The organism is Micromonospora sp. NPDC000442 (genome assembly GCF_042898635.1).
Lineage (GTDB): Bacteria > Actinomycetota > Actinomycetes > Mycobacteriales > Micromonosporaceae > Micromonospora.
Genome location: NZ_JBIAYZ010000001.1, coordinates 100,349 through 125,403, shown reverse-complemented (window position 1 = coordinate 125,403; position 25,055 = coordinate 100,349). Strand labels below are relative to the sequence as shown.

Below are 25,055 nucleotides of genomic sequence, written 5' to 3'. Positions count from 1 at the left end.
ACACAGGGAGAATCGGCCGGGTTTGACCTCCACCGAGGGGCTGCCATGGTCACAGCGGCCCGCTCGACACCCTACCCAGGGTGTACGGTGACGCCGTCTGGCGTGACCACAGATCGTCCGGGGCGGATCCTCGCCCCCGAAACCCGAAACACGGACGGCGCGTTACGTTGGACATCCGGACCGCCGGGTACCGGTGGGCCGAGTGCGCCCCAATCCGGCCAGGCGCGGCCATTGAGTGGGAATGAGGTCGAAACAGACGTGCCGAGCAACGCTGGAACCACCCGTCTGGTCATCGTCGAGTCTCCGGCGAAGGCCAAGACGATCTCGGGCTACCTGGGCCCGGGGTACGTCGTGGAGGCCAGCTTCGGGCACGTCCGTGACCTGCCCCGCAACGCCGCCGACGTGCCGGCGAAGTACAAGGGCGAAGCGTGGGCGCGGCTCGGCGTCGACGTCGACAACGGCTTCCACGCCCTCTACGTCGTCTCCGCCGACCGTAAGCAGCAGATCAGCAAGCTGGTCAAGCTGGCCAAGGAGGTCGACGAGATCTTCCTGGCCACGGATGAGGACCGCGAGGGCGAGGCGATCGCCTGGCACCTGGTGGAGACGCTCAAGCCCAAGGTGCCGGTGCGGCGGATGGTCTTCCACGAGATCACCAAGCCGGCGATCCAGGCGGCGGTGGCCAACCCCCGGGAGATCGACCGGGATCTGGTCGACGCCCAGGAGGCCCGGCGCATCCTCGACCGGCTCTACGGCTACGAGGTCTCCCCGGTGCTGTGGAAGAAGGTCATGCCGAAGCTCTCGGCGGGCCGGGTGCAGTCCGTGGCCACCCGGATCGTGGTCGAGCGGGAACGGCAGCGGATGGCCTTCCGCACCGCCGAGTACTGGGACATCCTGGCCACCCTCGCCGTGACCAACCCGGGCGAGGGGCCGCGCAGCTTCAACGCCACCCTGGTCGCGCTGAACGGCGACCGGATCGCCACCGGCAAGGACTTCGAGCCGACCACCGGCCGGGTCCGGCCCGGTGCCGGCGTGGTCCACCTCGACGAGGGTGGTGCCCGGGGGCTCGCCGCCCGCCTGGAGGGCCGGCCGTTCGCCGTCACCCGGGTCGAGGAGAAGCCGTACCGGCGCCGTCCGTACGCCCCCTTCATCACCTCCACCCTCCAGCAGGAGGCTGCCCGGAAGTTGCGGTTCTCGTCGCAGCAGACGATGCGCACCGCGCAGCGGCTCTACGAGAACGGCTACATCACCTACATGCGTACCGACTCGGTGAACCTGTCGGACACCGCCATCGCCGCGGCCCGCCGGCAGATCGTCGAGCTGTACGGCGAGCGCAGCGTGCCGCCGGAGCCGCGCCGCTACACCGGCAAGGTGAAGAACGCCCAGGAGGCCCACGAGGCGATCCGCCCGGCGGGGGACAACTTCCGCACCCCGGGTGACGTGGCCAAGGAGTTGTCGGCCGAGGAGTTCAAGCTCTACGAGCTGATCTGGCGGCGCACCATCGCCTCGCAGATGACCGACGCGGTGGGCTCCAGCGTCTCGGTGCGGATCCGGGCGACCACCTCCGGCGGCGAGGAGGCCGACTTCGGCGCCACCGGCAAGACCATCACCGACCCGGGCTTCCTGCGGGCGTACGTCGAGTCCAGCGACGACGAGAACGCTGAGGCCGAGGACGCCGAGCGCCGGCTGCCCAACCTGGTCAAGGACCAGCCGCTGACCGCCGACGAACTGGCCGCGCAGGGCCACCACACCCAGCCGCCGTCTCGCTACACGGAGGCGTCGCTGGTGAAGGCCCTGGAGGAGCTGGGCATCGGCCGCCCGTCGACGTACGCGTCGATCATGCAGACGATCCAGGACCGGGGGTACGTCGTCAAGCGTGGCCAGGCGATGATCCCGTCGTTCCTGGCCTTCGCGGTGATCGGGCTGATGGAGCGGCACTACCCGCGCCTGATCGACTACGACTTCACCGCCAGCATGGAGAACGAGCTGGACGAGATCGCCGGTGGCGACCACGCCGCCGTCGACTTCCTCACCGCCTTCTACTTCGGCAGCAGCAACGGCACCGGCGACCAGGCCATCGCGCACGCGGGCGGGCTGAAGAAGTTGGTCACCGAGAACCTCAGCGAGATCGACGCGCGCAGTGTCAACTCGATCCCGCTGTTCACCGACGAGGACGGGCGTGAGGTGGTGGTGCGGGTCGGCCGGTACGGGCCGTACCTGCAACGCTCGGTGCCCGGCGAGGAGCAGGCACCCGCTGCGGAGGGCGAGGAGGGCACCAGCCCGGGCGACCGGGCGCCGATTCCCGAGGGGCTGGCGCCGGACGAGCTGACCCCGGAGAAGGTGCACGAGCTGTTCCTTGGCGGCGGAGGCGAACGCAAGCTGGGCGACGACCCGGCGACCGGCGAGCCGATCCTGCTCAAGTCCGGCCGGTTCGGCCCGTACGTGGCAAGTGGCGAGCGCAAGTCGTCGCTGCTGCGCTCGCAGTCGCCGGATTCGCTCACCCTCGACCAGGCGCTCAAGCTGCTCAGCCTGCCCCGCCTGATCGGGGTCGGCCCGGACGGCGCGGAGGTGTTCGCCAACAACGGCCGCTACGGCCCGTACGTCAAGCGTGGTGACGAGTTCCGTTCACTGGACTCGGAAGACAAGATGTTCACCGTCACGCTTGACGAGGCCCTGGCGTTGCTGGCCGCACCGAAGACCCGCCAACGTCGGGCCGCCGCCCCGCCGCTGCGGGAGATGGGCGTCGACCCGCTGACCGAGAAGCCCCTGGTCATCAAGGACGGCCGGTTCGGCCCGTACGTCACCGACGGGGAGACCAACGCCTCGCTGCGGCGCGGCCAGACGCCCGAGGCGTTGAGCATCGAGGAGGCCTCCGAGATGCTCGCCGAGAAGCGGGCGAAGGGTCCGGCGCCGAAGAAGAAGGCCGCCGCGAAGAAGGCCCCGGCCAAGAAGGCGACAGCCAAGAAGGCGACCAAGTCCACCGCCACCAAGGCCGCGAAGACCACCGCCACCAAGGCCACCAAGGCGACCGCGAAGAAGACCCCCGCCGCCAAATCCACCCCGGCGAAAGCCCGCACCACCGACTGACCGCGCCGATCTTGGTCCGAAACTGCCCCTGGAGGGGCGCTGGCGGACCAAGATCTCTCCGCTGTCCACAGGGGCCGGGGAGACGGGGGCGCGGCAGGGTGGGGGCGTGGAGTGTCGGAAGCCGGGGACGGGATGGCCACGCGCTTGGGAGCGTAGGCCAGGGCCTACGTCCCGAGATCGGGTACTGGCCCTGCCGAGGGACGACGCGGACGAGCTGACGTGGTTGCTGTTCCATCAGGAGCAGGTGCTCAGCCTCGATCAGGCCCGGCTGCACCTGTCGCTCAAGGCCATCCGGCATCGGGTGACCTCCGGTCGTTGGCGGCAGGTGCACTGGGCCGTTTACGTGACACACAACGGGCCGCTGACACCTGGGCAACTGCCGTGGATCGCCGTCCTGTCGGTAGGCCCGGCGGCGGTGCTTGGCGGGCTGAGCGCCGCGCGGGCGTGGGGCCTGCGCAGACACGGCGACGGAATCGTGCACCTGCTGATACCCGCGGAGCACCGGCCGCGATCCTTACCGCCCAGCATCCGGGTCCACCGCACCACCATTCTGGCCGCCGAGGACATCCTCGATGTCGGGCTGCCGCGTCGGACGATGCCCGCCCGTTCGATGGTGGACGCGGCGCAATGGGCGGCCAGCGACCAGGACGCGTGTGCCATAATCGCGGCCAGCTTTCAGCAGCGCCTTGTTGGCGGCGACGATGTGCAGCGGGTACTCGATCGGCTGCCTCGCGCCCGGCGGCGCGCCCTGATTCGACGGACCGCCGTCGATGCGGCTGGCGGTGCCCATTCCCTGCCGGAGTTGGATTTCCTCGCCCTCGTTCGTCGCGCCGGGCTGCCCGAGCCGACTCGGCAGGTGGTTCGGCGGGATGCTGCCGGCCGGCGCCGCTACCTGGACGCGTTCTTCGAGGAGTGGCGGGTGCTCGTGGAGATCGACGGCGGTCAGCACCTGGACCCGGCTACCGCCTGGGCGGACATGCGACGACAGAACGACCTTTGGCAGCGCGGTGACCGGGTGCTCCGCTTCCCGGCGTGGGCGATCCGCCACGCACCCACCCAGGTCATCACCCAGCTCCGCACCGCCCTGCTGACCGCGGGTTGGTGCCCGTGACCATGCAGATCTTGGTACGACAGCGCCCCCTGAGGGGCGGATTCGGACCAAGATTCGCGGTGGGTTCAGCCGAGGAGGGTGGTCAGGTAAGGGGTGGTGAGGGTGTGGTGGGGGTCGAGGTGGGCGCGGATGCGCTGGAAGTCGGGCCAGCGGGGGTAGGCGGCAGCCAGCGAGGCGGCGTCGCGCCAGTGCAGTTTGCCCCAGTGCGGCCGGCCACCCAGCCCGGTCGCCACCTCCTCGAAGGCCCGGAAGTACGGCTCGTACGGCATGCCGACGTACTGGTGCAGGGCGAGGTACGCCGAATCACGGCCGTAGGCGTGTGACAACCAGATCCCGTCACCGGCGCTGAACCGGACCTCGACCGGGAAGAGCACCTTGAACGGCAACCCGTCGATGATGCGACGCACCGCCTCCAGCGCCTCGACCAGCGCCTCCCGCGGTAGCGCGTACTCCATCTCCAGGAAGCGGACCCGGCGTGGGCTGCAGAAGACGGCGTCGGAGCGACCGGTGTAGCGGCGCTCGCTGAGCGCCCGCGCGGAGATCGCGCTGATTCCCGGTGCCAGGCCCGGCACGGCGCGGCCGAGCCGGCAGGCCCCGGCGAAGACGGTGTTGGCCAGGAAGTCGTCGTCCAGCCAACCGCGCCAGCGGGACAGCGGGCGGTCGTTGACGGGCACCCGGTCGTTGGTCTTGAGCTGTACCCGGTCGGTGTAGGGGAACCAGAAGAACTCCAGGTGATCGTGCGCGTCGACCAGGTCGGGCACCTGCGCCAGCACTGCGTCCAGCGACGCCGGACGTTCGTGTGCCAACAGGACGAAGGCGTCCACACAGCGCAGCGTCACCTCGACCAGTACGCCGAGCGCGCCGAGCGAGACTCGGGCGGCGTCGAACACCTCCGGATGCTGCTCGGCGGAACAGTGCAGCACCTCTCCGGCACCGGTGACCAGGGTCAGCGCCTCGACGAAGGTGGCCAGCCCGCCGTAGGCCGCACCCGTGCCGTGGGTGCCGGTGGAGATGGCCCCGGCCACGGTCTGCGCGTCGATGTCACCGAGGTTGGGCAGGGCCAGTCGGTGACCGGCAAGTAGCGCGTTCACCTCCCGTAGGGTCATCGCGGCCGGTACGGTGACGAGGCGTCGATCGATGTCCACACGTACGTCGATGGCGAGTCGGGTCAGGTCCATCCGCTGCCCGTCGCTGACCGCGACGGGGGTGAAGGAGTGGCCGCTGCCGACCGGGCGGATCCGCTCACCGGCTTCGGTGGCACGTCGGACCTGTTCGGCGGCCTCGTCGACCGAGGACGGCCGTAGTACGGCGGTGGCCGTGCCGCGTTGGTTGCCCGCCCAGTTCGACCAGGCGGCGGTCTCGGCGGCGGTGCTTTCGACCATGGGCCCGCTCCTCAAGGTGAATATGAACCGAATTCATATCAGGAACGTTGTCCCTGGTAAACACCGCAATCGAGGTCCGCTCGTTGTACCGGTAGTCACGGACTCGTGACGTGCAGATATGTTCATCCGTCGAGAGGGGGTGGCGAGTGTCCACTTCAGCCGCCACGACCGGGCCACTGCGTCGAGTACCAGTGCAGGGTCGTAGTGTCGCGCGGGTCCAGCGGATGCTGGACGCCTGCGCCGAACTCGTCGACGAGGTGGGGTACGAGGGGCTGACCACCACCCTGCTCGCCGAGCGGGCCGAGGTGGCGATCGGGTCGGTCTACCAGTTCTTTCCGGACAAGCGGGCGATCGTGCAGGCGCTGACGCTGCGCACGATGGAGTCCTACCTCCAGCGGCTCGATGAACGCTTCGCCTCGGACGACCTGACCCACTGGTGGGACGGGGTCGACGCGGGGATCGATGAATACATCACGATGCACCGCACCGTTCCCGGGTTCCGTACCCTGCACTTCGGCGACGTGGTCGACCTGCATCTGCTCGATGAGCAGCGGGACAACAACGGGGTGATCGCCGACCAGTTGGCCCGGGTGCTCACCGAGCGGTTCGGGCTGGCCGACGTGCCGGACCTGCATTTCCATCTGGAGATCGCGGTGGAGGCGGCCGACGCCCTGATCAAGCTGGCGTTCCGGCGCAAGCCGGACGGCGACGACCGGGTGCTTACCGAGGCGAAGGCGCTGATCCGGGAGTACCTGCACCGGCAGGTCAACGCTCGGGGTGACGCCGGCCGTCGGCCGGTGGTGCAGCCGGCGAAGCCGGCCGACGACCAGATCGTCGCCGACGCAGAACCCGCGCAGCCAGCGGCCCAACCCGCCTGACACCGACGGCCCAAGCCGGGCAGTCGAGGCAGCCGACAACCAGGCGGTCAGAGGAAGGCCCGACCCTCGCCCCGGTAGGTCGGCACGGTGGCCACCACCTGGTCGCCGTCCACCAGGTGCAGCTCGTTCACTCGTTCACACAGTTCGCCCGACTTCGCGTGCCGGAACCAGACCCGGTCGCCGATGCGCAGCTGGGCGGCGGTTGCGCCGGTCAACGGGGTCTGGACCTCGCCGGCACCTTCGGCGCCGAGCAGACTGAGCCCGGCGGGCAGCCATGGTCGGGGCAGCCGGCTGCGGTCGGCCGAGCCGGAGGCGATCCAGCCACCACCCAGCACGGTGGCCAGTTCGGGCGTCGGGCGCCGGACCACCCCGCAGGCGAAGAAGGCCGCCGGGGTGGGACGCCAGGCGCGGTAGGCGTCGAACAGCGTCGGCCCGTACAGGCCTGATCCCGCGGTGATCTCGGTCACCGCGGGATCGGCGCGGGTCGCGGCCACGCTGCCGGTGCCGCCGCCGTTGACGAATTCCAGGTCGGCGTGCTCGCGTACGGCGGCCACCGCCGCGCTCCGGCGGACCAGCAGCTCGCGGTACGAACCGCGCTGGGCCAACCGGATCGCGGTGCCGAGCGCCGTCCGCCCGGGCGGTGCGTCGCCCAGGCCGGCGATCTGCGCCTCGTACGACATCAGCCCGACCAGGCGGAAGCCGGGCCGTCGGGCGACGGTGGCGGCCAACCGGCCGGCCGCCCGGGCGCTGTGTACAGGTGACCGGCGGACGCCGACGTGCAACCGCCCGCCCAACAGTCGCCATGAGGCGTCCAGGTCCAGGCAGATGCGTAGCTCGGATCGGTGTCCGGAAGGCGACACCGTCTCGTAAAAGTCCAGTTGATCCGGGTCGTCGACCATCAGGGTGATCGCGTCGGCGAGCGCCGGGTCGGCGCCGAGTTCGGCAAGTGCGCCTCGGTCGACGGTGGGGTACGCCACCAGCACGTCGGCGCTGATCCCGCTGCGGACCAGCCAGATCGCCTCGGGCAGGGTGAACGCCATCACCGCGTGCCAGCCCGGCCGGGCCAGCGTGCGGGCGATCAACTCGCGACTGCGTACCGATTTGCTGGCGACCCGCAACGGCTTGCCGCCGGCCAGATCGACGAGCGCGGCGGCGTTGGCGTCGAAGGCGCCGAGGTCGACCACCGCGTACGGCGGGTCGAGGTGCGCGGTCGCCCGGTCCAGCCGGTGGCGCAAATTCTCGCTGTCGGTGGCCACGTGTGCACGCTAACTGTGAAACGGTGAATGCGAAATACCCTCGCGTCCGCGTTGCCTGGGTCGGGCTGGCCACAGCGGCCTAGGCTCGGCGAGCAGGCGGTGCAGGACGGAAGGACGTCCTTACCGGGTTTAGAGTGTTCCACCGGGGGTGCCCAGCGATGGGCCGGCACGTGGAGGTACGGCCATCGAAAGCGAGTTCAACGGCGAGTCGTCCGGCGTGTCGCCGTCCGCGGACCAACCCACCGGCGCAGCCGGACAGCCCACCGGCGCGGCCGGACGAGACGAGACCGGACGCGGCGCGACCGGCCAGTCCGGCGGTGCCGCGAACCAGCCCGGCAAGGCGGGGACGCAGAGCCCGCCAGGCGGCTCCGGCGGCCAACCCGACCTGACCGGGTACGGTGCGATCCGTTCGGTGCTGCGCATCCGGCCCTTCCGGCGGCTCTGGATCGTGCTCGGCGCCGCCTCCTTCGGTGACTGGCTCGGCCTGCTCGCCACAAGCGTTTTCGCCGCCGCCCAGGTGGAGGGGAGCACCGCCAAGGGTGCGGCCTTCGGTGGCGTGATCGCCATTCGGCTGTTACCCGCCCTGCTGCTCGGCCCGGTCGCCGGAGTGCTCGCCGACCGGTTCGACCGGCGCTGGACGATGGTCATTTGCGACCTGCTGCGGTTCGTGCTCTTCGCCTCCATCCCGCTCTACGCGCTGACCGGTGCCAGCGGCGCGCGGGTGGTCAGTTGGGCGGCGATCGCCACCTTCCTGATCGAGACGGTCACCCTGCTCTGGATCCCGGCCAAGGAGGCCGCGGTACCGAACCTCATCCCGCGGGCCCGCCTGGAGACTGCCAACCAGCTGACCCTGATCACCACGTACGGCCTGACCCCGGTCTTCGCCGCGATCGTGCTCTCGTCGCTCGACGGCATCATCCGGGGTGCCACCGGCGGCGAGATGCCGGACTGGGCCCAGCCGGCCCAACTCGCGCTCTGGTTCAACGCGTTCTCCCGGCTCGCCACCGCTGTCGTGGTGGCCTTCGGTATCAAGGAGATCAGCCAGGGTCAGACCGACGAACGGGAGCGCACCGAGCAGAGCATGATGCGCCAGTTCACCGAGGGCTGGAAGTACATCGGGCAGACCCCGCTGGTGCGCGGACTGGTCCTCGGCATCCTCGGCGCCTTCGCCGGGGGCGGCATCGTCATCGGCACCGCCCGGTTCTTCGCCGACTCGCTCGGCGCTGGTGATGCGGCGTTCTACCTGCTGTTCGGCGCGATCTTCATCGGCCTGGCCCTCGGCATCGGGCTCGGGCCGATGATCGTGCGGGAGATGTCTCGGCGTCGCTGGTTCGGCATGAGCATCGTGCTGGCCAGCGCCTCGGTGATGACCCTGGCCTTCGCCATCCACCTGTCCATGGCGCTTGTCGGTGCGGTCTTCGTCGGGGCCGGCGCCGGGATGGCCTTTCTCTCCGGCACCACCCTGCTCGGCGGCGAGGTCGCCGACGAGGTACGCGGCCGGGTCTTCGCCGTGGTGCAGATCGGCACCCGGCTCGTGCTGATCCTGGCGATCGCGCTCGGGAGCCTGCTGGCCGGTGTCGGTGGCTCCCGCACGCTGACCATCGCCGACCTCGGCATCTCCGTCTCCTCCACCCGCCTGCTGCTGCTCGTCGCCGGTGCGGCTGGAATCTTCGCCGGGATCAGCGCCTTCGGCCAGATGGACGACAAGAAGGGCGTGCCGGTCCTGGCCGACCTGTGGGGGTCGATCCGGGGCCGTCCGCTGATGCCGGCCGAGCCGTTCGTCTCGGCCGGACTCTTCGTGGTCTTCGAGGGTGGCGAGGGCGCCGGCAAGTCGACCCAGCTCGGCAAACTGGCCGAGCTGCTCCGCGGCAGGGAACGGGACGTGGTGGTCACCCGGGAACCGGGCGCCACCGGCGTCGGTGCCCGGATCAGATCACTGGTGCTGGACACCGCGCCCGACGAGGCACCCTCCCCGCGCGCCGAGGCGCTGCTCTACGCCGCCGACCGGGCGCATCATGTGGCCACCGTGGTCCGGCCCGCGCTGACCCGGGGCGCCGTGGTGATCAGCGACCGGTACGTCGACTCGTCCCTGGCCTACCAGGGCGCCGGCCGGACGCTGCCGGTCGACGAGGTGTCCTGGCTTTCCTCCTGGGCCACCGGCGGGCTCAAGCCCGATCTGGTGGTGCTGCTCGACGTCGATCCGCGTACCGGGCTGTCCCGGGTCGCCGCGCGCCCGGAGAGCGCCGACCGGCTGGAGGCCGAGTCGATCACCTTCCATGACCGGGTCCGTTACGCCTTCCTCGATCTCGCTGCCGCCGACCCGAAGCGTTACCTGGTGCTCGACGGTGCCCGCCCGGCCGAGGAGATCGCCGAGCGGGTCGCCCGCCGGGTGGAGGAACTGCTCGGCAGCGCCGACGGGGTCGAACACCCGGGCCCGGCGCACGGTCCGGACACCTCGGTGCAGCCCGAGTTATCCCCGTCGGAGCTGGTGACGACGGAGCGGACCTGATGCCGGACGCCTTCGCCGACCTGGTCGGGCAGGACGAGGCGGTGCAGACGCTGCGCCGGGCCGCTGCGGCTGCCGCCGCCGTGCTGCGCGCCACGGACGAGTCCGAGGTGGCCGCCGGCGCTGACCCGGGCGGGGGGATGACCCACGCCTGGATCTTCACCGGCCCGCCCGGCTCCGGTCGGTCGGTCGCGGCGCGAGCCTTCGCGGCCGCACTGCAGTGCGTACACGGCACCGGCTGCGGCGAGTGTCCCGGCTGCCACACCACCCTCGCCGGCACCCACGCCGATGTCCGGCTGGTGGTTCCCGAAGGGCTCTCCATCGGGGTGAACGAGATGCGGGCGCTGGTGCTCCGCGCGGCCAGTACGCCGTCCGGTGGGCGTTGGCAGGTCGTCATCATCGAGGATGCCGACCGGTTGACCGAGGCGGCCGGCAACGCGCTGCTGAAGGCGGTGGAGGAGCCTCCGCCGCGTACGGTCTTCCTGCTCTGCGCGCCGTCCACCCACCCCGACGACATCTCGGTGACCATCCGGTCGCGGTGCCGGGTGGTACCGCTTCGGCAGCCGGCGGCCGAGGCGGTGGCCGAGGTGCTCGTCCGCCGGGACGGGATCGACCCCGACGTGGCCCGCTGGACGGCCGCCGCCACGCAGGGCCATGTGGGACGGGCCCGCCGGCTGGCGCGTGATCCGCAGGCTCGTGTCCGGCGGGAGGCGGTGCTCGCGGTGCCGCGTCGGCTCACCGGGGTGGGTGCCGCCTTCGACGCGGCGTCCGCGCTGATCGAAGCCGCCGAGGCGGAGGCCGAGGCGTCGGTCGTGGAGGTCGATGCCGCAGAGCGCGCGGCGCTGGAGACGGCGCTCGGTGCTGGCGGCACTGGTCGGGGTGCGGCCGGCGCCGCCCGGGGATCCGCCGGGCAACTGAAGGATCTGGAACGACGCCAGAAGTCGCGGGCGACCCGGGCCCAGCGGGACGCGCTGGATCGGGCCCTGGTGGACCTCGCCGCCTTCTACCGGGACGCATTGACCATGGCGCTTGGTGCGCCGGTGTCACCGGTGCACTCCGACACCGCCGAGCTGGCCGAGGCGGGTGCCCGTAGCTGGCGGGCGGAGGGGTCGCTGCGGCGCCTGGAGGCGGTGCTCACCTGTCGCGCCGCGATCGAGGCCAACGTCAAGCCCCGGATCGCCGTCGAGGCGATGATGCTCGCCCTCTGGAAGGGCTGACCGCCGCCGCTCGACGTCCCTGGCAGCCCTGTAGCCGGACCGTTGCCCACAGCCATCGACAGGCGCAATTCGCGTGCGGTACGGTCCGGTGTGCCGTGGTGACGGTAGCGGCACGCACAGTGATGAAACCGGGAGGAGTCCGGCGATGCCGCGGGGTGAGATCGACGAGGCGTGGATCGAGGAGGCGGTCCGGCGCTACCGCCGTATCGAGTCTCTCCAGGCCGAGTTCGACCAAGCCGTGGCGACGGTCGAGGTCACCGTCCGCTCACCGGACGGCCTGGTCGAGGTGGTGGTCACCGCCGGCGGCCGGATCACCGATGTGCGGTTCCTCGGTTCGCTGCACGCCCGGGCACCGCGTGACGTTGCCGACTCGGTGCGGGCTGCGGTCACCGCCGCCGCCGACGCCGCGGAGTGGGCGAGGGAAAAACTGCACAACGAGACCTTCACCGCGTACCGACCGCTGACGGGGGCCTGAGATGGACAGCCTTCGCATCCTCGCTGGCCGCCTCGACGAGGCGAGCGCCACGCTGACCGCCCTCTCCCGATCGGTCACCGCCGGCGACCCGGCGCAGGTGGCGTTCGGTGCCGACGCGCCGGGCCGGCCGGGCGAGGTCGGTCGGGCCCTGCACCGGCAGTGGGTGGCCGCCACCGGCGATCGGGCCCGGGAGGCGCACACCGCAGCCACCCAGGTGGCTTCCGTGGCCGCCGCGCTGCGCAAGGCTGCCGACCGCTACTCCGACACCGACTCCGCCGTCTCCCGCCGGCTCGCCGGTGAGGCGTGATGGATTTCCTCGACCGGCTCGCCGAGCCCGGCCTCGACCTGCTGGGGCGGGTCGACACGCTGCTCGCCGCCGGTGCTCCCGAGGGGCACCGGGTCTGGCCGCTGCTGCGCCGGATGCAGGTGCTGCCCGGTGACGCGCTGCGTGGCTTTCTCGACCTGCGCCCGGGGCCACTGGCCACCGCCGGGCACGCCGTGCGCCGGCACGTGCACGGCTACGACCACGCCTGCGCCGCGCTGACCGACCCGTTGCTCTGGTCCGGTTCGGCCGCCATGGCGTACGGCCAGTCCCGCGCGACGCTCCTGCGGCATCTTGACGAGGGCCCCGAGAGCCTGGTCGGGCGGCTGGAAGCCACCGCCGGCTACGCCGACGCCCTCGCCGACTGGGTGGAAGGCAGCCGGCTCGCCGTCGCCCGGGCACTGGCCGAGGCGATCGGCTCGGCCGAGGCGGTAGCCGTCGTCGCCGCCACCTCGGTGCGCCGGACGACGGCGGAGGCCGGGGCCTCCGGGTCGGGCGGGGTTGCCGCCGCCGAGATCGGCGCCCGGGTGCTGGCGGTGCTCTGCGTCGCGTACGACGGCGCGGAGACCCTGTTGCGGCAGTGGTCACCGAGCCTGGCCGAGTCCCCGTGGCGACCGGGGGGCGGGCGGTTCCGCCCGGACACCGGTGGTGGCCCGGCAGGTGGCTGGACGACCCGGGTCGGCTGGTGACGCCCGCCGACACTGTCTCCGGTGCCTGCACCCGCGCGTCCACAGGGCGCACGGCGCCGCTCGCGGGCACCCTTGCGGGTGGCCCGTCAGCGGCGCCGTGACCTTCCCTGCACCCCCCGCAGGTCTGCTCTCCACTCAACGCGTTCGGCCCGGGCTTGTCGCGCCCGTGACGCAGGTTTCAGCCGTCCGGGCGGCATCGTCGTACCGGTGGTCGGGATGGGGATCGGTCGAGTCGACAATCGTGGATGGCTGCACGGCGTGACGGCGGCTTGCGGTCTGGTGGAACGCGCCGCCGATCGACCCGGCACGTTCCCGCCCGCGCGACGTAGGGTGAGGGGATGGGCATGCTCTGCGCGGTCAGCTTCCAGCGGTACGGGCGCCTCTACTATCTCGACCCCGGTGAGCTGCGGCCGCAGGTGGGCGACAAGGTGCTGGTGCCCACCGACGACGGCCCCGAGGTGGCGGAGTGCGTGTGGGCGGCACAGTGGGTCACCGAGGAGACGGCGGGCTTCCCCCGGCTGGCCGGGCTCGCGCAGGAGGAGGACCTGCGCCGCGACGAGGAACTGCGGCGGCGCAAGGCCGAGGCGAAGGTCGCCGCCAAGCGGCTGATCCGCGAGCACGGTTTGCCGATGAAGGTGGTGGCGGTCGACCACGTGCTCGGCAACGGCGAGAGTGGCGGTGAGCGCAGCACCATCTACTTCACCGCCCCACACCGGGTGGACTTCCGCTCCCTGGTTCGTGATCTCGGTGCGACCCTGCACTGCCGGGTGGAGTTGCGCCAGCTCTCGGCCCGCGACTCCGCGCGGGTGCAGGGCGGCATCGGCTCCTGCGGGCGGGATCTGTGCTGCGCCACCTTCCTTAACGACTTCGAGCCGGTCACCATTCGGATGGCCAAGGACCAGGATCTCCCGCTCAACCCGCTGCGGATCTCCGGCGCGTGCGGTCGGCTGATGTGCTGCCTCAAGTACGAACATCCCCTGTACGCCAAGTTCGCCGAATCCGCCCCGGCGATCGGCACCCGCGTCACCACGCCCGAGGGCGAGGGCCGCGTGGTCGGCCACAGCGTCCCGAGAGACGCGGTGACCGTCCGCATGGACGCCGACGGCTCCCGCTCCAGGTGCTCCCGCGCCGACGTCTGCGGCTCCCGCCGCGCCTACGACACCCGCTGACCCCATCCCCGCGATCCACCCCTGCTGGTCCGCGTCGATCATGAGGTTAGCGGCAGTTTCAGAGATCGACATCGCCGCTAACCTCATGATCAACGGTAAGGGTGGGGTGGGGTGGGTGGTCAGGTGAGGGTGATGGGGGGTTCGGCCAGGTGGGGGGTCAGGGGGGTGGTGGGGGTTAGCCAGGAGGACTCGGGGGAGTGGTCGGGGTTGACCTGCCAGTCGCGGGCGACGCGGTCGACGGCGATCGGGTAGAGGGTGAGCGTGCCGTCGGGGTCGATGCGCATCCTGACGAAGCCCTTGGCGTCCTCGATGCCCTGCCCGGCGAACAACTCGTTGACATTGACCCCGAAAGCGCTCGCGAGCAGCAGGTACGCGGCCACCAACTGGCTGGCCACCAGCCCGATCACCGGCAGGTAGACCACTGCCGCGGCCACCGCCGGCAGCGGCCAGGACCAGTCGTGGAACGGCAGGGCGAGCCAGGCCCAGGTGCCGGCGGCGGCCAGCCCGACGTGCGCCAACCCGTGCCCGACGCCAAGGATCCAGTGCCGGGCGTGGCGCTTGCCGCTGGAACTGGGCGGTTTCGCGAACATCGCCGCCGCGAGCACCGTCACCAGCACCATCATCACCAGCGGCACGCTGAACAGCCGCTGTTCGGAGGCCTCGGAACGGAAGTCGGTCACGCCGGCCATGGAGAGCATCAGCAGGGTTTGCAGGACGCCCAGCAACGTCGAGAAGCCCGGGTTGCGGCGCGGCAGCCGAGCGAAGATCCCCCAGCCGTACCGGCGGGAGCGGGCGGCGTTGGGGTACCGGCCAGCCAACTCGTACGCCCGGGACGGGCTGGACCGGCGGGCCAGGGTGTCGCGCGGCGGCACCTCGATGCGCTCGGGCAGCTTGTGTGTCGGGTACAGGTAGGCACCACCGCTGCCGCAGGTCACCAACTGCCGCCCGTCCGGCCCGGTATACCGCGCGTAGTGGTGCAGGTCGCCGGAGATCAGCAGCCGGACCTGAGCGCCGGTGGGCGCGACGATGGTCCGGATGAAGTAGTCGATCGAGTCGTACGCGGTGGGTTGGTCGACGGCCTTCACCCAGGCCGGAGCCGGCACCGCCAGGATCACCCGGCTCTGCGGCCCGAGCCGCTTCGCCACCGCGTCGAAGTAGGTGAGCTGCGGGTCGTCGACGTACGAGCCGGACTGGTCGTCGAGACCGAGCAGCCACCAGTCGGCCGGAAGCTCGGCGGCGAAGTACGACCGGGACTGGCCGGTACGCCAGCCACCGAAGTGCCGGTCCCGGGTACGGACGAACAGCCTCAGGAACGCGGTCAGCCCGTCGTACCAGTCGTGGTTGCCGGGCACCGCGAAGATCGTCGGCTGCTCCGGCGGGGTGGCCGGCAGTGCCGCCTGGTACGGCCCCTTGCACCGGTCCTCGTACGCCGCGTACTCCGCCGACGGGTAGACCTGGTCGCCACCCATCACCAGGGTCTGCGCCCGGGGCAGCCGGTGCCCGTCCACGGTGATCTCCCGCTGGGCGAGCAGGTAGGCCACGGAATAGGTGGCGTTGAACCCGTCACCCAGGTCGGCCACGTAGTCGAGCCAGAGCCCTCCGTCCGGCCCCACCTGCCGGGCAATTTCCGCGTCCAGCGCCTTCTGGAGTTCCCGCTTGTCCAGGTACGCACCGAACAGCATCGCCAGCAGCGTACGCAGCCCGGTGCTGATCAGCAGGAACGGCGCGAGCCACGGCACCGGCTTGCGGGGCGTGAAGCCAAGCTCCAGCGGATCGGTACTGCGGGGCCGCCGGGCCGCTCGACCTCCGGCGGCCTCCCCGGCGTACGGCCCCGGCGGCGGCGTCCGGTCGCTGGACGGCGGCCCGACGTCGACCGGTTCGTCGCGAGGGGTGTGATCGTCGGTCATTCGCCGCAGCGTAGTGCGACCCGGGTGACCCGACGACCCCGGAAACGCCCCGGGTGCCCGGTTCGTTCGACTCGGGAGCAATCCCGCTCGGCCGGGAATCGGTGCGTGCCGTACACTTGACCACCGTTGCCGCCTTAGCTCAGTCGGCAGAGCGACGCACTCGTAATGCGTAGGTCGACGGTTCGATTCCGTCAGGCGGCTCGGTATGGAAGCCCAGGTCATCGACCTGGGCTTCGCCGTTTCCCGAGGTCGACAACCTCACCGCGAGGGGGACCTGTTCGCCGCGGCCGAGGCACACCTGTCCACGTGCCGGCTCGACCCCGACGACGCGAGAACCCTCGCACACGTTGCGGACGCCATCCGGAACCGTCCGTCGAGCAGTGGGGCTCCGAGGCACTGCCGGACCGGGCGACAAACCATCGGGCCTTCGTTCTCCGCCGTGCAACCCCGCTCGCTCGCGAATCGTCAGGGGGCTGTGAGAGTGAAGGAGAGCGTGTGTGAAACGTGACCGTGACGAGCAGTTCCACAGCTTCGTGCTCAGCCGGCGCTCCGGGCTGGTACGAACGGCGACGCTGCTGACCGGTGGTGACGCGCATCTGGCCGAGGATCTGGTCCAGTCCACACTGACCAAGCTGTACGTCGCCTGGCCGGCGGTCCAGCGGGCGGACAACATCGAGGGCTACCTGCGCCGGACCCTGGTCAACGCGCTCACCGACGAACGCCGTCGGTGGTGGCGCCGCCACGAACGCTCGGTGGCGGAACTTCCGGACCGTTCCCGCGCCGAACCGGGCAGCGGCGGCGACCTCGACGACGGCCTGCGCGCGACCCTTCGCGACCTGCCACCAAAGATGCGCGCCGCAGTGGTTTTCCGCTACTTCTACGACCTTTCCGTAGCCGACACCGCCGACGCCCTCGGCTGCTCCGAGGGAACGGTGAAGAGCCAGACCGCCCGTGCCCTGGACCGGTTGCGGGCCGCCCTTGACGAATCTTCCCTGACAGGAGTCACCCGATGATGGATCTGCACGACCGGCTCGACCGGATCGCCGGCCCAGCCGCCGAGCCGTCGGCCGCCGAGGCCGACGCCGACCTGGCTCGGGGCCGCCGGGCGCTGCGCCGCCGCCGGTCCGCCCGCGCGCTGGGCGCCTCGGCCTTCGCGGTCGCCGCGCTGGCCGTCGCCGTCACCTACGGCACCCAGGCCGGCCCGACCACCACCACTCCCGACAACGCGTCGGCCCAAGTCGTGGCTACCCGCCTCGTGGCCTACGAGGGCAAGCAGCCTCAAGGCTTCACGATCGACAAAGTCCCAGCGGGCTGGGAGATCCAGGGCGGCACTACCAGCGAGCTGACGATCGCTCCGAAGAACGCGGCGGACAAGAACCCGCTGGCGTTCATCGGCAAGATCGGCATCATGCTGCAGTCGAAGGACGACCGCTCCACCCCGACCGGTACGCAACTCGAGGTCGGCGGCAAGCCTGGCGTGCTCAATGCCGCCGATGGCATCCAAGGCGGCAAGAACCTGTGGGTCAAGCAGCCCGACGGCGTCTGGATGCTGGTGCAGATCTGGGACGCCAGCGGCTGGACCCAGCAGGACATCATCGAGTTCGCCGACGGCATCCACGTCCAGCCGGGGGTCGAACGCATCGCCGGCTGACGTCCGTCGTCCGCCGCGCACCTCCGCAAGGTGCGCGGCGGGTTAGGCGGGACGACCGGCTTCATCGCCGATCATGACCTGGGCCTTTCGATTGCACCCTCGCCAGGCTGAGCAGCCAAACGAGCCAAGCGAATCTGCCGGATGCCGCGAAAATGGTCTTGCTCGATCCGACTAACGTCTCGGCCATGCCTTTCTCGGGCCGCAAACGGCGGCGAGCGTCTCGCTTACCGCTATGGCCCAGGTTCACCATATTTGGCGTCATGACCTCGACCGCGCTTCTCCTAGCGGGCCTGTTCGCCGATCTGGGGCCGCCGCCGCCGGCTGGCGAGTTGGTCCCCGGCACCGTGGTCTCCGTCGAGGCCGACCGCAGCGGACGCCCCGCCTTGGCCCTGCTATCGATCGATTCGAGCGACGGACCGGCCTACTGCGGCATCGACCGGAAGGCGTTTCCCGGAGGGCGCATCCCGCCGGCACAGACGCGGCTGACCGTGGACTTCACGCCCACCGCCTGTGCCCCAGCACCGGTATCGCGCGAGCTGCCCCGTTGGCTGCTCCTCTCGACAGGCGGTGGCGGACTGGCCCTGATTGCGGCCTACCTGCGCCGAGCCCGACCGATCACCTGGGGTCGATTCATGGAGTCATGGACCCGGGGCTACATCGGGCGGAGCGCCTAGCCCCGGGAGCAGCCAAGGAAGCAGCCAAGCCAGCTGCTGCGGCAGGTGTGGCACGGGCCGTCACGGCATGGTCAAGGTGATCAGTTGGCGGACCGCTTGGCCTTTCCGATGCGTCCGAGGTGGGTGTGCTCGAATCCCTCGGTCGTCTTGAGGCCGTAGCCGAGGGCGCGGTCGACGGCGATGTGGAACACCCACGCGATGGCGAGGATCCCGAGCCAGTCGATCGGCTCACGGAAAGCGGCGGCGGCCACCGCGATCGCGCCGAGCAGCGCCGGCAGCGCGTAGGAGTGCCCCAGGTTGTAGCAGAAGGCACCCACGTGCGGGCCACGCAGATAGCCGACCATGGACAGGTCGAAGATCAGGAAGAGGGCGAGCAGCCACCACCACGCGTACCCGACGGCGACGGTAACCACGACGGCGAAGGCTGCCACGGCGACGCCCTCGATGCGCTGCGTCTGGACCGGGTTCAACAACCGACAACTCCCTAGGTGACGATTCGAGTCACAACCAGTCGTGTTCGCGGGCGTAACGCGCGGCCTCATGACGGGTGTGGGTCTGGGTCTTCTGCATGGCGTTGGACAGGTAGTTGCGTACGGTGCCCTGAGCGAGGTGAAGCCGGGCGGCGATGTCGGCGACGGAGTAGCCCTCGCTGGTCACCCGCAACACGTCGAGTTCGCGCTCGGTGAGTGGGCAGTCGTCGACGATGGCGAGCGCGGAGACGTCCGGGTCGATCCACCGTTTGCCCGCGTGCAGGTCGGTGATGACCGAGGCGATGTGAGTCGGCTCGGCCGACTTGCTGACGAAGCCCTGGACGCCGAGCTTCAGCGCCTTACGCAGCACGCCGGGCCGAGCATGCCGGGTCAGCATGAGGACCACCTGCTCCGGTCGGACGCGGCGGATCTGAGTGATGGCACCGAGGCCGTCCACGCCGGGCATCTCCAGATCGATGACGAGCACGTCGGGCCGGTGTCGCAGGGTGGCCTCGACGGCGGTCTCGCCGTCGGTCGCCTCGGCGACGATGTCGATGTCGCCTTCGAGCGGAAGCAGCGCGGCCAGCGCCTTGCGCAGCAGGGCCTCGTCGTCCGCGAGCACGATGGTGGTGGTCATCGGTCATCCTTCGCAGCGCCGCCGGTGGGAGCATCGGCACGAGCGGGCGGGAACCTCGCGGCGGTCAGGAAGCGCCCGTCCTGCTGCTCCACGGCCAGTTCGCCGCCGTCGGCTGCCAGCCGTTGTCGGAGGCTGGAGAGCCCTCTGAGCTCGGGCAGCGTATCGCTGGTCACGCCGTCGTTGGCGATCGCGATGCCGGCTTCGGAGAGCGTGATCTGCACCTGGGTGGCCTGCGCGTGCCGCAGGATGTTCGTGGTGGTCTCGCGCAGGACCTGGCCGAGCAGTTCGCTGCTGCGCGGGCCCACCTCCGCCTCCCGGGTCACCCGGACCCGGATGCCCGCAGCCTCGAACAGGTTCTTCGCATTTTCGAGTTCCGCCGAGAGGTTGAGCCGACGCTGGGCGTACGCCAGCTCTTTGGTCTGGGTGATGGTGTCGCTGACCAGAGCGTACGTCTCCTGCAGTTCCTTCTCGGCTCGATCGGCGTCGCGGAGCACCAGTTTCCGGGCCAGTGCGATCTTCAGCTTGACCACGTGCAGGGTGTGGCCCTGGATGTCGTGCAGATCGCTGGCGAAGCGGACGCGTTCGCGGATGACCGCGAGTTCCGCTTCACGCTCCCGGGCGTGATCGAGCTCCCGGATGAGGTCGTAGAAACGCTCGCCGATGATGGTCAGGATCGTCACCAGGATGGTGAGGGCCGTGGGGATGAGAACGTAGCTGATCAGAACGCCGCGTACGTCGTCCTGCTGCACCAGGAGCCGCATCGTGCCGATGGCGGCGACGTAGCTGAACAGCCCGACCGCTACCAGCGTCCGACGGCGCGGTACCTGGCGTAGGGCGAGGGAACCTACGGCACAGACGCCCCAGTAGGCGTTGGGGCTGCCGGTCAGCAGCACCCCGAGCGGCCACACCACAGCCCCGACGATCGTGCAGGGCAGGGCGACCCGGGCCAGGTCGTCCGCCGTCCAGCGTTCGAAGGCCACCACCGCCGCCACGGCACCCGGGGCCAGGACGATGAGATGCCACCAGGTGTGCGCGTCGGTGGCCAGGAGAACCACCGCGGCGAACACGACCGGCGGAAGCGACGTCAGGAGATTGATCCGGCGCAGTCGCTTCTGCGTCGTCTTGGTGAAGGCCGGCGATCTCGCGGTCACCCAGCCAGTATTCCCATGTCCAGGCGGGGCGAGCAGTGACACCACGTCATACGTGCTGGTGACATGGCGACCCTGACCGATTGGAGCGGGCGCTGCTGTCATTGGGACATGTCCACGACACCAGTGATCGAAGTCGAACGGCTCAACGTCAAGTACGGCGACTTCCACGCCGTGAAGGACCTTTCCTTCGAGGTCCGGCGTGGGGAACTGTATGCGCTGCTCGGCACCAACGGGGCGGGAAAGACCTCGACCCTGGAGACCATCGAGGGACACCGGACGCCGACCTCCGGCACCGTGCGCGTGTTCGGGCGCCAACCGAGTGACCGCCGGGTGGTCCGTCCCCGCATGGGCGTCATGCTTCAGGAGAGCGGTTTCTCCCCAGATCTGACGGTTCGCGAGTCGGTCCGGCTGATCGGCACCCTCACCCGGCGGACCGACGACGTCGACCGGGTGCTCGACGTCGTCGACCTCACCAGCAAGGCCGGCCGGAAGGTGTCCCAGCTCTCCGGCGGGGAGAAGCGGCGGCTGGACTTCGCCACCGCCGTCTACGGCACCCCGGAGCTGATCTTCCTCGACGAGCCGACCACCGGCCTGGACGTCCAGTCCCGCGACCACCTGTGGACGACCGTGGATCGGCTCCGCGAGAACGGCGCGACAATCGTGCTCACCACGCACTACCTGGAGGAGGCGCAGCAGCGCGCCGACCGGATCGGGCTGATGCACGAGGGCACCTTCCACCAGGAGGGCACGGTCTCCGAGCTGACCCGCACGCTCCCGGCGGTCATCCGCTTCTCGCTGCCGCCGACGGCGCCGGCGCTGCCGTTGCAGGCCGCCACGGGCGGCGACGGCAAGGTCGCGATCGAGACCTTCGGCCTGCAGAAGGACCTGCACATCCTGCTCTCCTGGGCGCAGGACCACGCCGTCGAGCTGCGGGACCTCGAGGCCGGGCCGACCCGCCTCGACAACGTCTTCCGCGCCATCAGCAGCTGACTCGTTCCCCGAGAGGAAATTCTTTCGTGTTCCCCATCGCCTTCAGCGAGTTGATCCAGATCTTCCGGAACCGGCTGGTGCTGGTCACCAGCTTCATCATCCCGGTGGTCGTCTCCGCGTACTTCGTCCGCCAGCACGAGACCTTCGCCGCCCTCGGCAGCCTCGGCTACATCGCGGCGATCGTGCTGTTCACCGTGGCCGCGTTCGGGCTCTACGCCACGACCGTGACCACCCTGGCGTCCCGGCGGCAGAATCTCTTCCTCAAACGGCTGCGCTCCACGGCCATCGGGGACGCCGGCATTCTCGCTGGCCTGCTGCTGCCCGCCACTGTCGTCGCCGTGGTGCAGGTGGCCGCGATCCTGACCGCGCTGGCCATGGTTGCCGGCGGGCCGGCCAACGTACCCCTGCTGGTGGTGGCGATCGTCGCTACCGTGGCCATGCTGATCGGCTTGGGGCTGGCCACCGCCGGCCTGACCAACTCACCCGAGCACGCCCAGGTCACCACCCTGCCCGTCACCCTCGGCGTGATCGGCGTGGCCAGCTGGGTGGGTATCAGCGGCACCGAGAACCTCGCCCTGCTCAAGCGGCTGCTGCCCGGTGGTTCCGCCACCGAGATGGTGATGAACGCCTGGAACGGCGGCGTCGCCGTGACCGACTCCCTGCTGCTGCTGGGCCCGACGCTGGGCTGGGTCGTCGTCGCCGTCGTGCTGGCCACCCGCCTCTTCAGCTGGGAACCCCGCCGTTGAGGCGGCAAGCGCCATCGAGGTGCCCGCGCAATGCCCCGACCAGCCAGCCGACCAGGCCGCACACTGCCCGAAGAGACCTACGACGAAGGAGTGATCGTGACCGCCGAGACGACGCCACCCGGAGCCCCGACTCTGGTGGAGGACCTGCTGCTCCTGCTGTTCCAGCCGAGGTCGGGCACCATCGCCGGAGAGAACACCCTCTTCTACATCCTCGCGGGGGCCGTACTCGCGGATCTCGCCCTCAACGACCGGGTGACAATGGCGGACCGGCGCAAGGTGAAGATCGTCGAGGGTAATGCACCGTCGGATGACCTGCTTCGATCGGCGTGGGACTACCTCTCCGAGAAACCCCGAGGCGTGCAGACGGTGCTCGCCGCGATCGGTCCCGAGCTGCGCCAGCCGGTGTTGGAGCGGCTCATCGAACGCGGCGACATCACCCGAGAGGCCCGGAAGGTGCTCGGCCTGTTCCGTACGACCGCACTGCGCGACGGTGGCAACGGACGCCGCGCGCGCCTGCTGGAGGAGGTCCGGCAGGTCCTCGTGGATGGCGCGGAACCGTCGGCCCGGGTCGCCGCGCTCGCGGCGCTGCTGTCCGGAAGTGGAACCCTCCCACAGTTCTACCGGGATATCCCGTGGACCTCGTCCGTGGTCACCCGCGCCAAGGAACTCGAGCAGGGCAACTGGGGCGCCGGCGCCGCAGCGGAAGCCGTGACCCGGACCATGACCGCGACCGTCGTCAACAGTGTCATCGTCACCACCACGGTGATCCCCCGAAGCTAGCCCGGCCGTCTGTGACCCGTGCAGCCCAGCCTGCAACTTCGCGGAGGTTGTCGGGTCGTGATGGACCGCAGGAAGCAACATCCCCGAAGTTGCGGGCCGGGCGCCGGCGGCGACGGGTGGGTGGCGGTGCGGGGGGAGCAGGGGCGGGTCAGGTGTAGAGGGTGGCGGCGTACTGGGGGCCGTAGTGGCGTTCGAGGTCGGCGAGGGTGTCCGCCGGGGCCTCGACCTCCTTGATCAGACGAGCCCGGCTGGGCAGCGGGTCCGATGGCCAGGTCTCCGGCTGCCACAGCTGTGAACGGAGGAACGCCTTCGCGCAGTGGTAGAAGATCTGCTCGATCTCGACCACCACGGCGAGCACCGGCCGGTGCCCCTTGACCACCATGTCGTCGAACCAGGGCGCGTCGCGCAGCAGCCGTGCCCGGCCGTTGATCCGCAGGGTGTCGGTGCGCCCGGGGATGAGGAAGATCAGGCCGACGTGCGGGTTCGCCAGGATGTTGCGGTAGCCGTCGGCGCGCTTGTTGCCGGGGCGCTCCGGAATGGCGATGGTCCGCTCGTCGAGCACGTGGGCGAAACCCGCCGGATCACCCTTGGGTGAGACGTCGCAGGTGCCGTCCGCTCCGGCGGTGGCCACCAGGCAGAACGGCGACGCGGCGAGCCATTGCCGGTCACGCTCGTGCAGGTGGGTGCGCTCCTTGGCGACTGCGCGGGGGGCCGGGGTGCCGAGCAGGTCGGTCAATTCGGCTGCGGATGTGATCTCCACCGTCACTGGGTGCCTCCCCGTGGAGTTGACCGTGGTGGCGGCACCCGGGCGGGAAACCGCCACGGTCAGTCTAGTCGCGCCCGCCCGTGAGGTTTGTCCCTCGGTGACCGGGGTACCGGCCCACCGAGCGCCCTCGGAGAGCAGTGGAGGCCCGGAGATGGAGAGTCGGCTCAAGATCCTGGGGCATCCCGTCCATCCGATGCTTGTGATGTTTCCGTTCGCCCTGCTGGTCACCGCCGTGCTCTTCGACGTCATCGACACGGTCGGCGGGCCGGATTTCCTCGGCGAGGTGGCGTACTGGAACCTCAGCGTCGGCCTGATCGGCGGCCTGCTGGCCGCGGCGGCCGGGACGTTCGACCTGTTGGCCATCCCTTCCGGTACCCGGGCCAAGCGGGTGGCGCTGACCCACGCCGCCGCGAACGTCGCGGTGATCCTGCTTTTCGCCGCCGTCTGGGTGGTACGGCTCAACGCCGACTCGCGGGGTGCGGGCGGGGCGCTGGTCGCCATCGAGGTGGTGGCGCTCGGCATCCTCGGGGTCGGCGGCTGGCTGGGCGGTGAACTCGTCGACCGGCTCGGGGTCGGTGTCGACCGGGAGGCCAGCCTCGACGCGCCGAGTTCCTTGCGGCCGGCGGCCGCCAGTCAACGGATGGGAGATGCGCGATGACCAGGCCGGGACGCGGTTGGCGGGGCGGTCAGCAGGGCTGGGACCCGATGGGCGAGTTGCAGTCGCTGCGGGCCGAGTTGAGCCGGCTGGTCGGTGGTCGACCGGGGCCGCCCGAGGTGGAGCTGGGCGAGACCAGCGACGGCTGGGAGGTGGTCGTCCGGCTGCCCGGCGTCGCCCCGGAGGAGGTCGCGGTAGAACTGGACGACCGCGAGCTGTGCGTACGGGCGCGGACGGAGGCCGAGGTCAACGCCGACCATGGCATTCCCGGCGGATTCGAGACCCGGGGCTTCGAGTACCGCGTGCAGCTGCCGTCGCGAGTGGACCCCGAGGCGATCGACGCGGTGATGGACCACGGTCTGCTGCGGGTACGGCTGCCCCGGGCGAACCGGCCCGCACCACGCACCATCACCGTCGGTCGTACCGGTCCGCGTTCGGCCGGCCCTTCCGGTGGTGTGCCGAGCAGTGTCGACCCGGCGGCGGACCGGGAACTGCACCAGCCGGACGTCGCCACCGGCGATTTCGGCCGGTAGCGCGCC

Annotated in this window: 24 protein-coding genes and 1 tRNA gene; 18 read left to right on the top strand and 7 right to left on the bottom strand. The window is 70.6% G+C overall.

Translation table 11 applies throughout. The features are described from left to right. Positions 1 to 258: 258 nt before the first annotated feature. Together topA and ACFY2A_RS00585 are read left to right on the top strand one after the other, a co-directional pair. Entirely contained in the window at positions 259 to 3,084 is a 2,826-nt protein-coding gene (gene topA / locus ACFY2A_RS00590; protein WP_387166685.1) for a type I DNA topoisomerase, read from the top strand. 223 nt (positions 3,085 to 3,307) lie between these two features. After that, a complete protein-coding gene (locus tag ACFY2A_RS00585; protein WP_387166682.1) occupies positions 3,308 to 4,195 on the top strand; it encodes a DUF559 domain-containing protein in 888 nt (295 codons plus the stop codon). 65 nt (positions 4,196 to 4,260) lie between these two features. On the opposite strand, the gene ACFY2A_RS00580 is transcribed toward ACFY2A_RS00585, so the two are convergent. Beyond that, complete coding sequence (locus tag ACFY2A_RS00580; protein WP_387166679.1) at positions 4,261 to 5,577, bottom strand: D-arabinono-1,4-lactone oxidase; 1,317 nt, start codon at positions 5,575 to 5,577, stop codon at positions 4,261 to 4,263. Between the two features lie 224 nt (positions 5,578 to 5,801). On the opposite strand from ACFY2A_RS00580, the gene ACFY2A_RS00575 reads away from it, so the two are divergent. Continuing rightward, entirely contained in the window at positions 5,802 to 6,455 is a 654-nt protein-coding gene (locus ACFY2A_RS00575; protein WP_363923773.1) for a TetR family transcriptional regulator, read from the top strand. Between the two features lie 47 nt (positions 6,456 to 6,502). Here ACFY2A_RS00575 and ACFY2A_RS00570 read toward each other — a convergent pair whose 3' ends face one another. Beyond that, entirely contained in the window at positions 6,503 to 7,711 is a 1,209-nt protein-coding gene (locus ACFY2A_RS00570; protein WP_387166676.1) for an amino acid deaminase/aldolase, read from the bottom strand. A 148-nt stretch (positions 7,712 to 7,859) separates the two neighbouring features. On the opposite strand from ACFY2A_RS00570, the gene tmk reads away from it, so the two are divergent. The 6 genes from tmk to ACFY2A_RS00540 all read left to right on the top strand — a co-directional run bounded on the left by tmk (position 7,860) and on the right by ACFY2A_RS00540 (position 14,089). Then, positions 7,860 to 10,220, top strand: coding sequence for a dTMP kinase (gene tmk / locus ACFY2A_RS00565; protein ID WP_387166673.1), 2,361 nt, complete (start codon positions 7,860 to 7,862; stop codon positions 10,218 to 10,220). After that, positions 10,220 to 11,434: a DNA polymerase III subunit delta' gene (locus ACFY2A_RS00560; protein WP_387166670.1), complete on the top strand. Its 1,215-nt coding sequence runs from the start codon at positions 10,220 to 10,222 to the stop codon at positions 11,432 to 11,434. Before tmk ends, ACFY2A_RS00560 begins: the two co-directional genes overlap by 1 nt. A gap of 145 nt (positions 11,435 to 11,579) precedes the next feature. Continuing rightward, on the top strand, positions 11,580 to 11,909 hold the full coding sequence (locus ACFY2A_RS00555; protein ID WP_387166666.1) for a YbaB/EbfC family nucleoid-associated protein: 330 nt from the start codon (positions 11,580 to 11,582) through the stop codon (positions 11,907 to 11,909). Position 11,910: 1 nt separating this feature from the next. After that, positions 11,911 to 12,216: a type VII secretion target gene (locus ACFY2A_RS00550; RefSeq protein WP_363923637.1), complete on the top strand. Its 306-nt coding sequence runs from the start codon at positions 11,911 to 11,913 to the stop codon at positions 12,214 to 12,216. Beyond that, positions 12,216 to 12,920: a hypothetical protein gene (locus ACFY2A_RS00545; RefSeq protein WP_363923635.1), complete on the top strand. Its 705-nt coding sequence runs from the start codon at positions 12,216 to 12,218 to the stop codon at positions 12,918 to 12,920. The genes ACFY2A_RS00550 and ACFY2A_RS00545 overlap by 1 nt, the downstream gene beginning before the upstream one ends. A gap of 338 nt (positions 12,921 to 13,258) precedes the next feature. After that, on the top strand, positions 13,259 to 14,089 hold the full coding sequence (locus ACFY2A_RS00540; protein WP_363923633.1) for a regulatory iron-sulfur-containing complex subunit RicT: 831 nt from the start codon (positions 13,259 to 13,261) through the stop codon (positions 14,087 to 14,089). Between the two features lie 119 nt (positions 14,090 to 14,208). On the opposite strand, the gene ACFY2A_RS00535 is transcribed toward ACFY2A_RS00540, so the two are convergent. Then, positions 14,209 to 15,996, bottom strand: coding sequence for a metallophosphoesterase (locus ACFY2A_RS00535; RefSeq protein ID WP_363923631.1), 1,788 nt, complete (start codon positions 15,994 to 15,996; stop codon positions 14,209 to 14,211). Positions 15,997 to 16,124: 128 nt separating this feature from the next. Here ACFY2A_RS00535 and ACFY2A_RS00530 point away from each other — a divergent pair. The 4 genes from ACFY2A_RS00530 to ACFY2A_RS00515 all read left to right on the top strand — a co-directional run bounded on the left by ACFY2A_RS00530 (position 16,125) and on the right by ACFY2A_RS00515 (position 18,321). Continuing rightward, positions 16,125 to 16,197, top strand: a tRNA-Thr gene (locus ACFY2A_RS00530). A gap of 296 nt (positions 16,198 to 16,493) precedes the next feature. Then, the gene (locus ACFY2A_RS00525; RefSeq protein WP_387166661.1) at positions 16,494 to 17,009 is read left to right on the top strand and encodes a SigE family RNA polymerase sigma factor; all 516 of its coding nucleotides are present in this window, start codon (positions 16,494 to 16,496) and stop codon (positions 17,007 to 17,009) included. Beyond that, positions 17,009 to 17,647, top strand: a complete 639-nt coding sequence (locus ACFY2A_RS00520) for a hypothetical protein (RefSeq protein ID WP_363923627.1) — start codon at positions 17,009 to 17,011, stop codon at positions 17,645 to 17,647. Before ACFY2A_RS00525 ends, ACFY2A_RS00520 begins: the two co-directional genes overlap by 1 nt. Before the next feature lie 260 nt (positions 17,648 to 17,907). Further along, on the top strand, positions 17,908 to 18,321 hold the full coding sequence (locus ACFY2A_RS00515; protein ID WP_387166657.1) for a hypothetical protein: 414 nt from the start codon (positions 17,908 to 17,910) through the stop codon (positions 18,319 to 18,321). 80 nt (positions 18,322 to 18,401) lie between these two features. Here ACFY2A_RS00515 and ACFY2A_RS00510 read toward each other — a convergent pair whose 3' ends face one another. Genes ACFY2A_RS00510 through ACFY2A_RS00500 form a run of 3 tightly spaced genes read right to left on the bottom strand, consistent with a single transcriptional unit; the run spans position 18,402 to position 20,579 of the window. Then, complete coding sequence (locus ACFY2A_RS00510; protein ID WP_363923623.1) at positions 18,402 to 18,794, bottom strand: DUF4260 domain-containing protein; 393 nt, start codon at positions 18,792 to 18,794, stop codon at positions 18,402 to 18,404. A 28-nt stretch (positions 18,795 to 18,822) separates the two neighbouring features. Then, positions 18,823 to 19,428, bottom strand: a complete 606-nt coding sequence (locus tag ACFY2A_RS00505) for a response regulator transcription factor (RefSeq protein WP_363923621.1) — start codon at positions 19,426 to 19,428, stop codon at positions 18,823 to 18,825. Further along, complete coding sequence (locus ACFY2A_RS00500; RefSeq protein ID WP_363923619.1) at positions 19,425 to 20,579, bottom strand: histidine kinase; 1,155 nt, start codon at positions 20,577 to 20,579, stop codon at positions 19,425 to 19,427. Before ACFY2A_RS00500 ends, ACFY2A_RS00505 begins: the two co-directional genes overlap by 4 nt. Positions 20,580 to 20,687: 108 nt before the next feature. On the opposite strand from ACFY2A_RS00500, the gene ACFY2A_RS00495 reads away from it, so the two are divergent. The 3 genes from ACFY2A_RS00495 (at position 20,688) to ACFY2A_RS00485 (ending at position 23,095) form a co-directional block, all read left to right on the top strand. Next, positions 20,688 to 21,569: an ABC transporter ATP-binding protein gene (locus ACFY2A_RS00495; protein ID WP_387166652.1), complete on the top strand. Its 882-nt coding sequence runs from the start codon at positions 20,688 to 20,690 to the stop codon at positions 21,567 to 21,569. A 26-nt stretch (positions 21,570 to 21,595) separates the two neighbouring features. Next, entirely contained in the window at positions 21,596 to 22,315 is a 720-nt protein-coding gene (locus ACFY2A_RS00490; protein ID WP_363923615.1) for an ABC transporter permease, read from the top strand. 96 nt (positions 22,316 to 22,411) lie between these two features. Further along, entirely contained in the window at positions 22,412 to 23,095 is a 684-nt protein-coding gene (locus tag ACFY2A_RS00485) for a GPP34 family phosphoprotein (RefSeq protein WP_387166648.1), read from the top strand. Positions 23,096 to 23,243: 148 nt separating this feature from the next. Here ACFY2A_RS00485 and ACFY2A_RS00480 read toward each other — a convergent pair whose 3' ends face one another. Next, positions 23,244 to 23,861 carry a pyridoxamine 5'-phosphate oxidase family protein gene (locus ACFY2A_RS00480; RefSeq protein ID WP_363923611.1) on the bottom strand — a complete coding sequence of 206 codons (618 nt, stop codon included), beginning with the start codon at positions 23,859 to 23,861 and terminating at the stop codon, positions 23,244 to 23,246. Positions 23,862 to 24,012: 151 nt separating this feature from the next. Between ACFY2A_RS00480 and ACFY2A_RS00475 the strand changes: the two genes are divergently transcribed. Both ACFY2A_RS00475 and ACFY2A_RS00470 read left to right on the top strand, forming a co-directional pair. After that, positions 24,013 to 24,519, top strand: a complete 507-nt coding sequence (locus ACFY2A_RS00475) for a DUF2231 domain-containing protein (RefSeq protein WP_363923609.1) — start codon at positions 24,013 to 24,015, stop codon at positions 24,517 to 24,519. Then, positions 24,516 to 25,049 (top strand): Hsp20/alpha crystallin family protein, encoded by a 534-nt coding sequence (locus ACFY2A_RS00470; protein WP_363923607.1) that lies wholly within the window; start codon positions 24,516 to 24,518, stop codon positions 25,047 to 25,049. Before ACFY2A_RS00475 ends, ACFY2A_RS00470 begins: the two co-directional genes overlap by 4 nt. Positions 25,050 to 25,055: the final 6 nt, after the last annotated feature.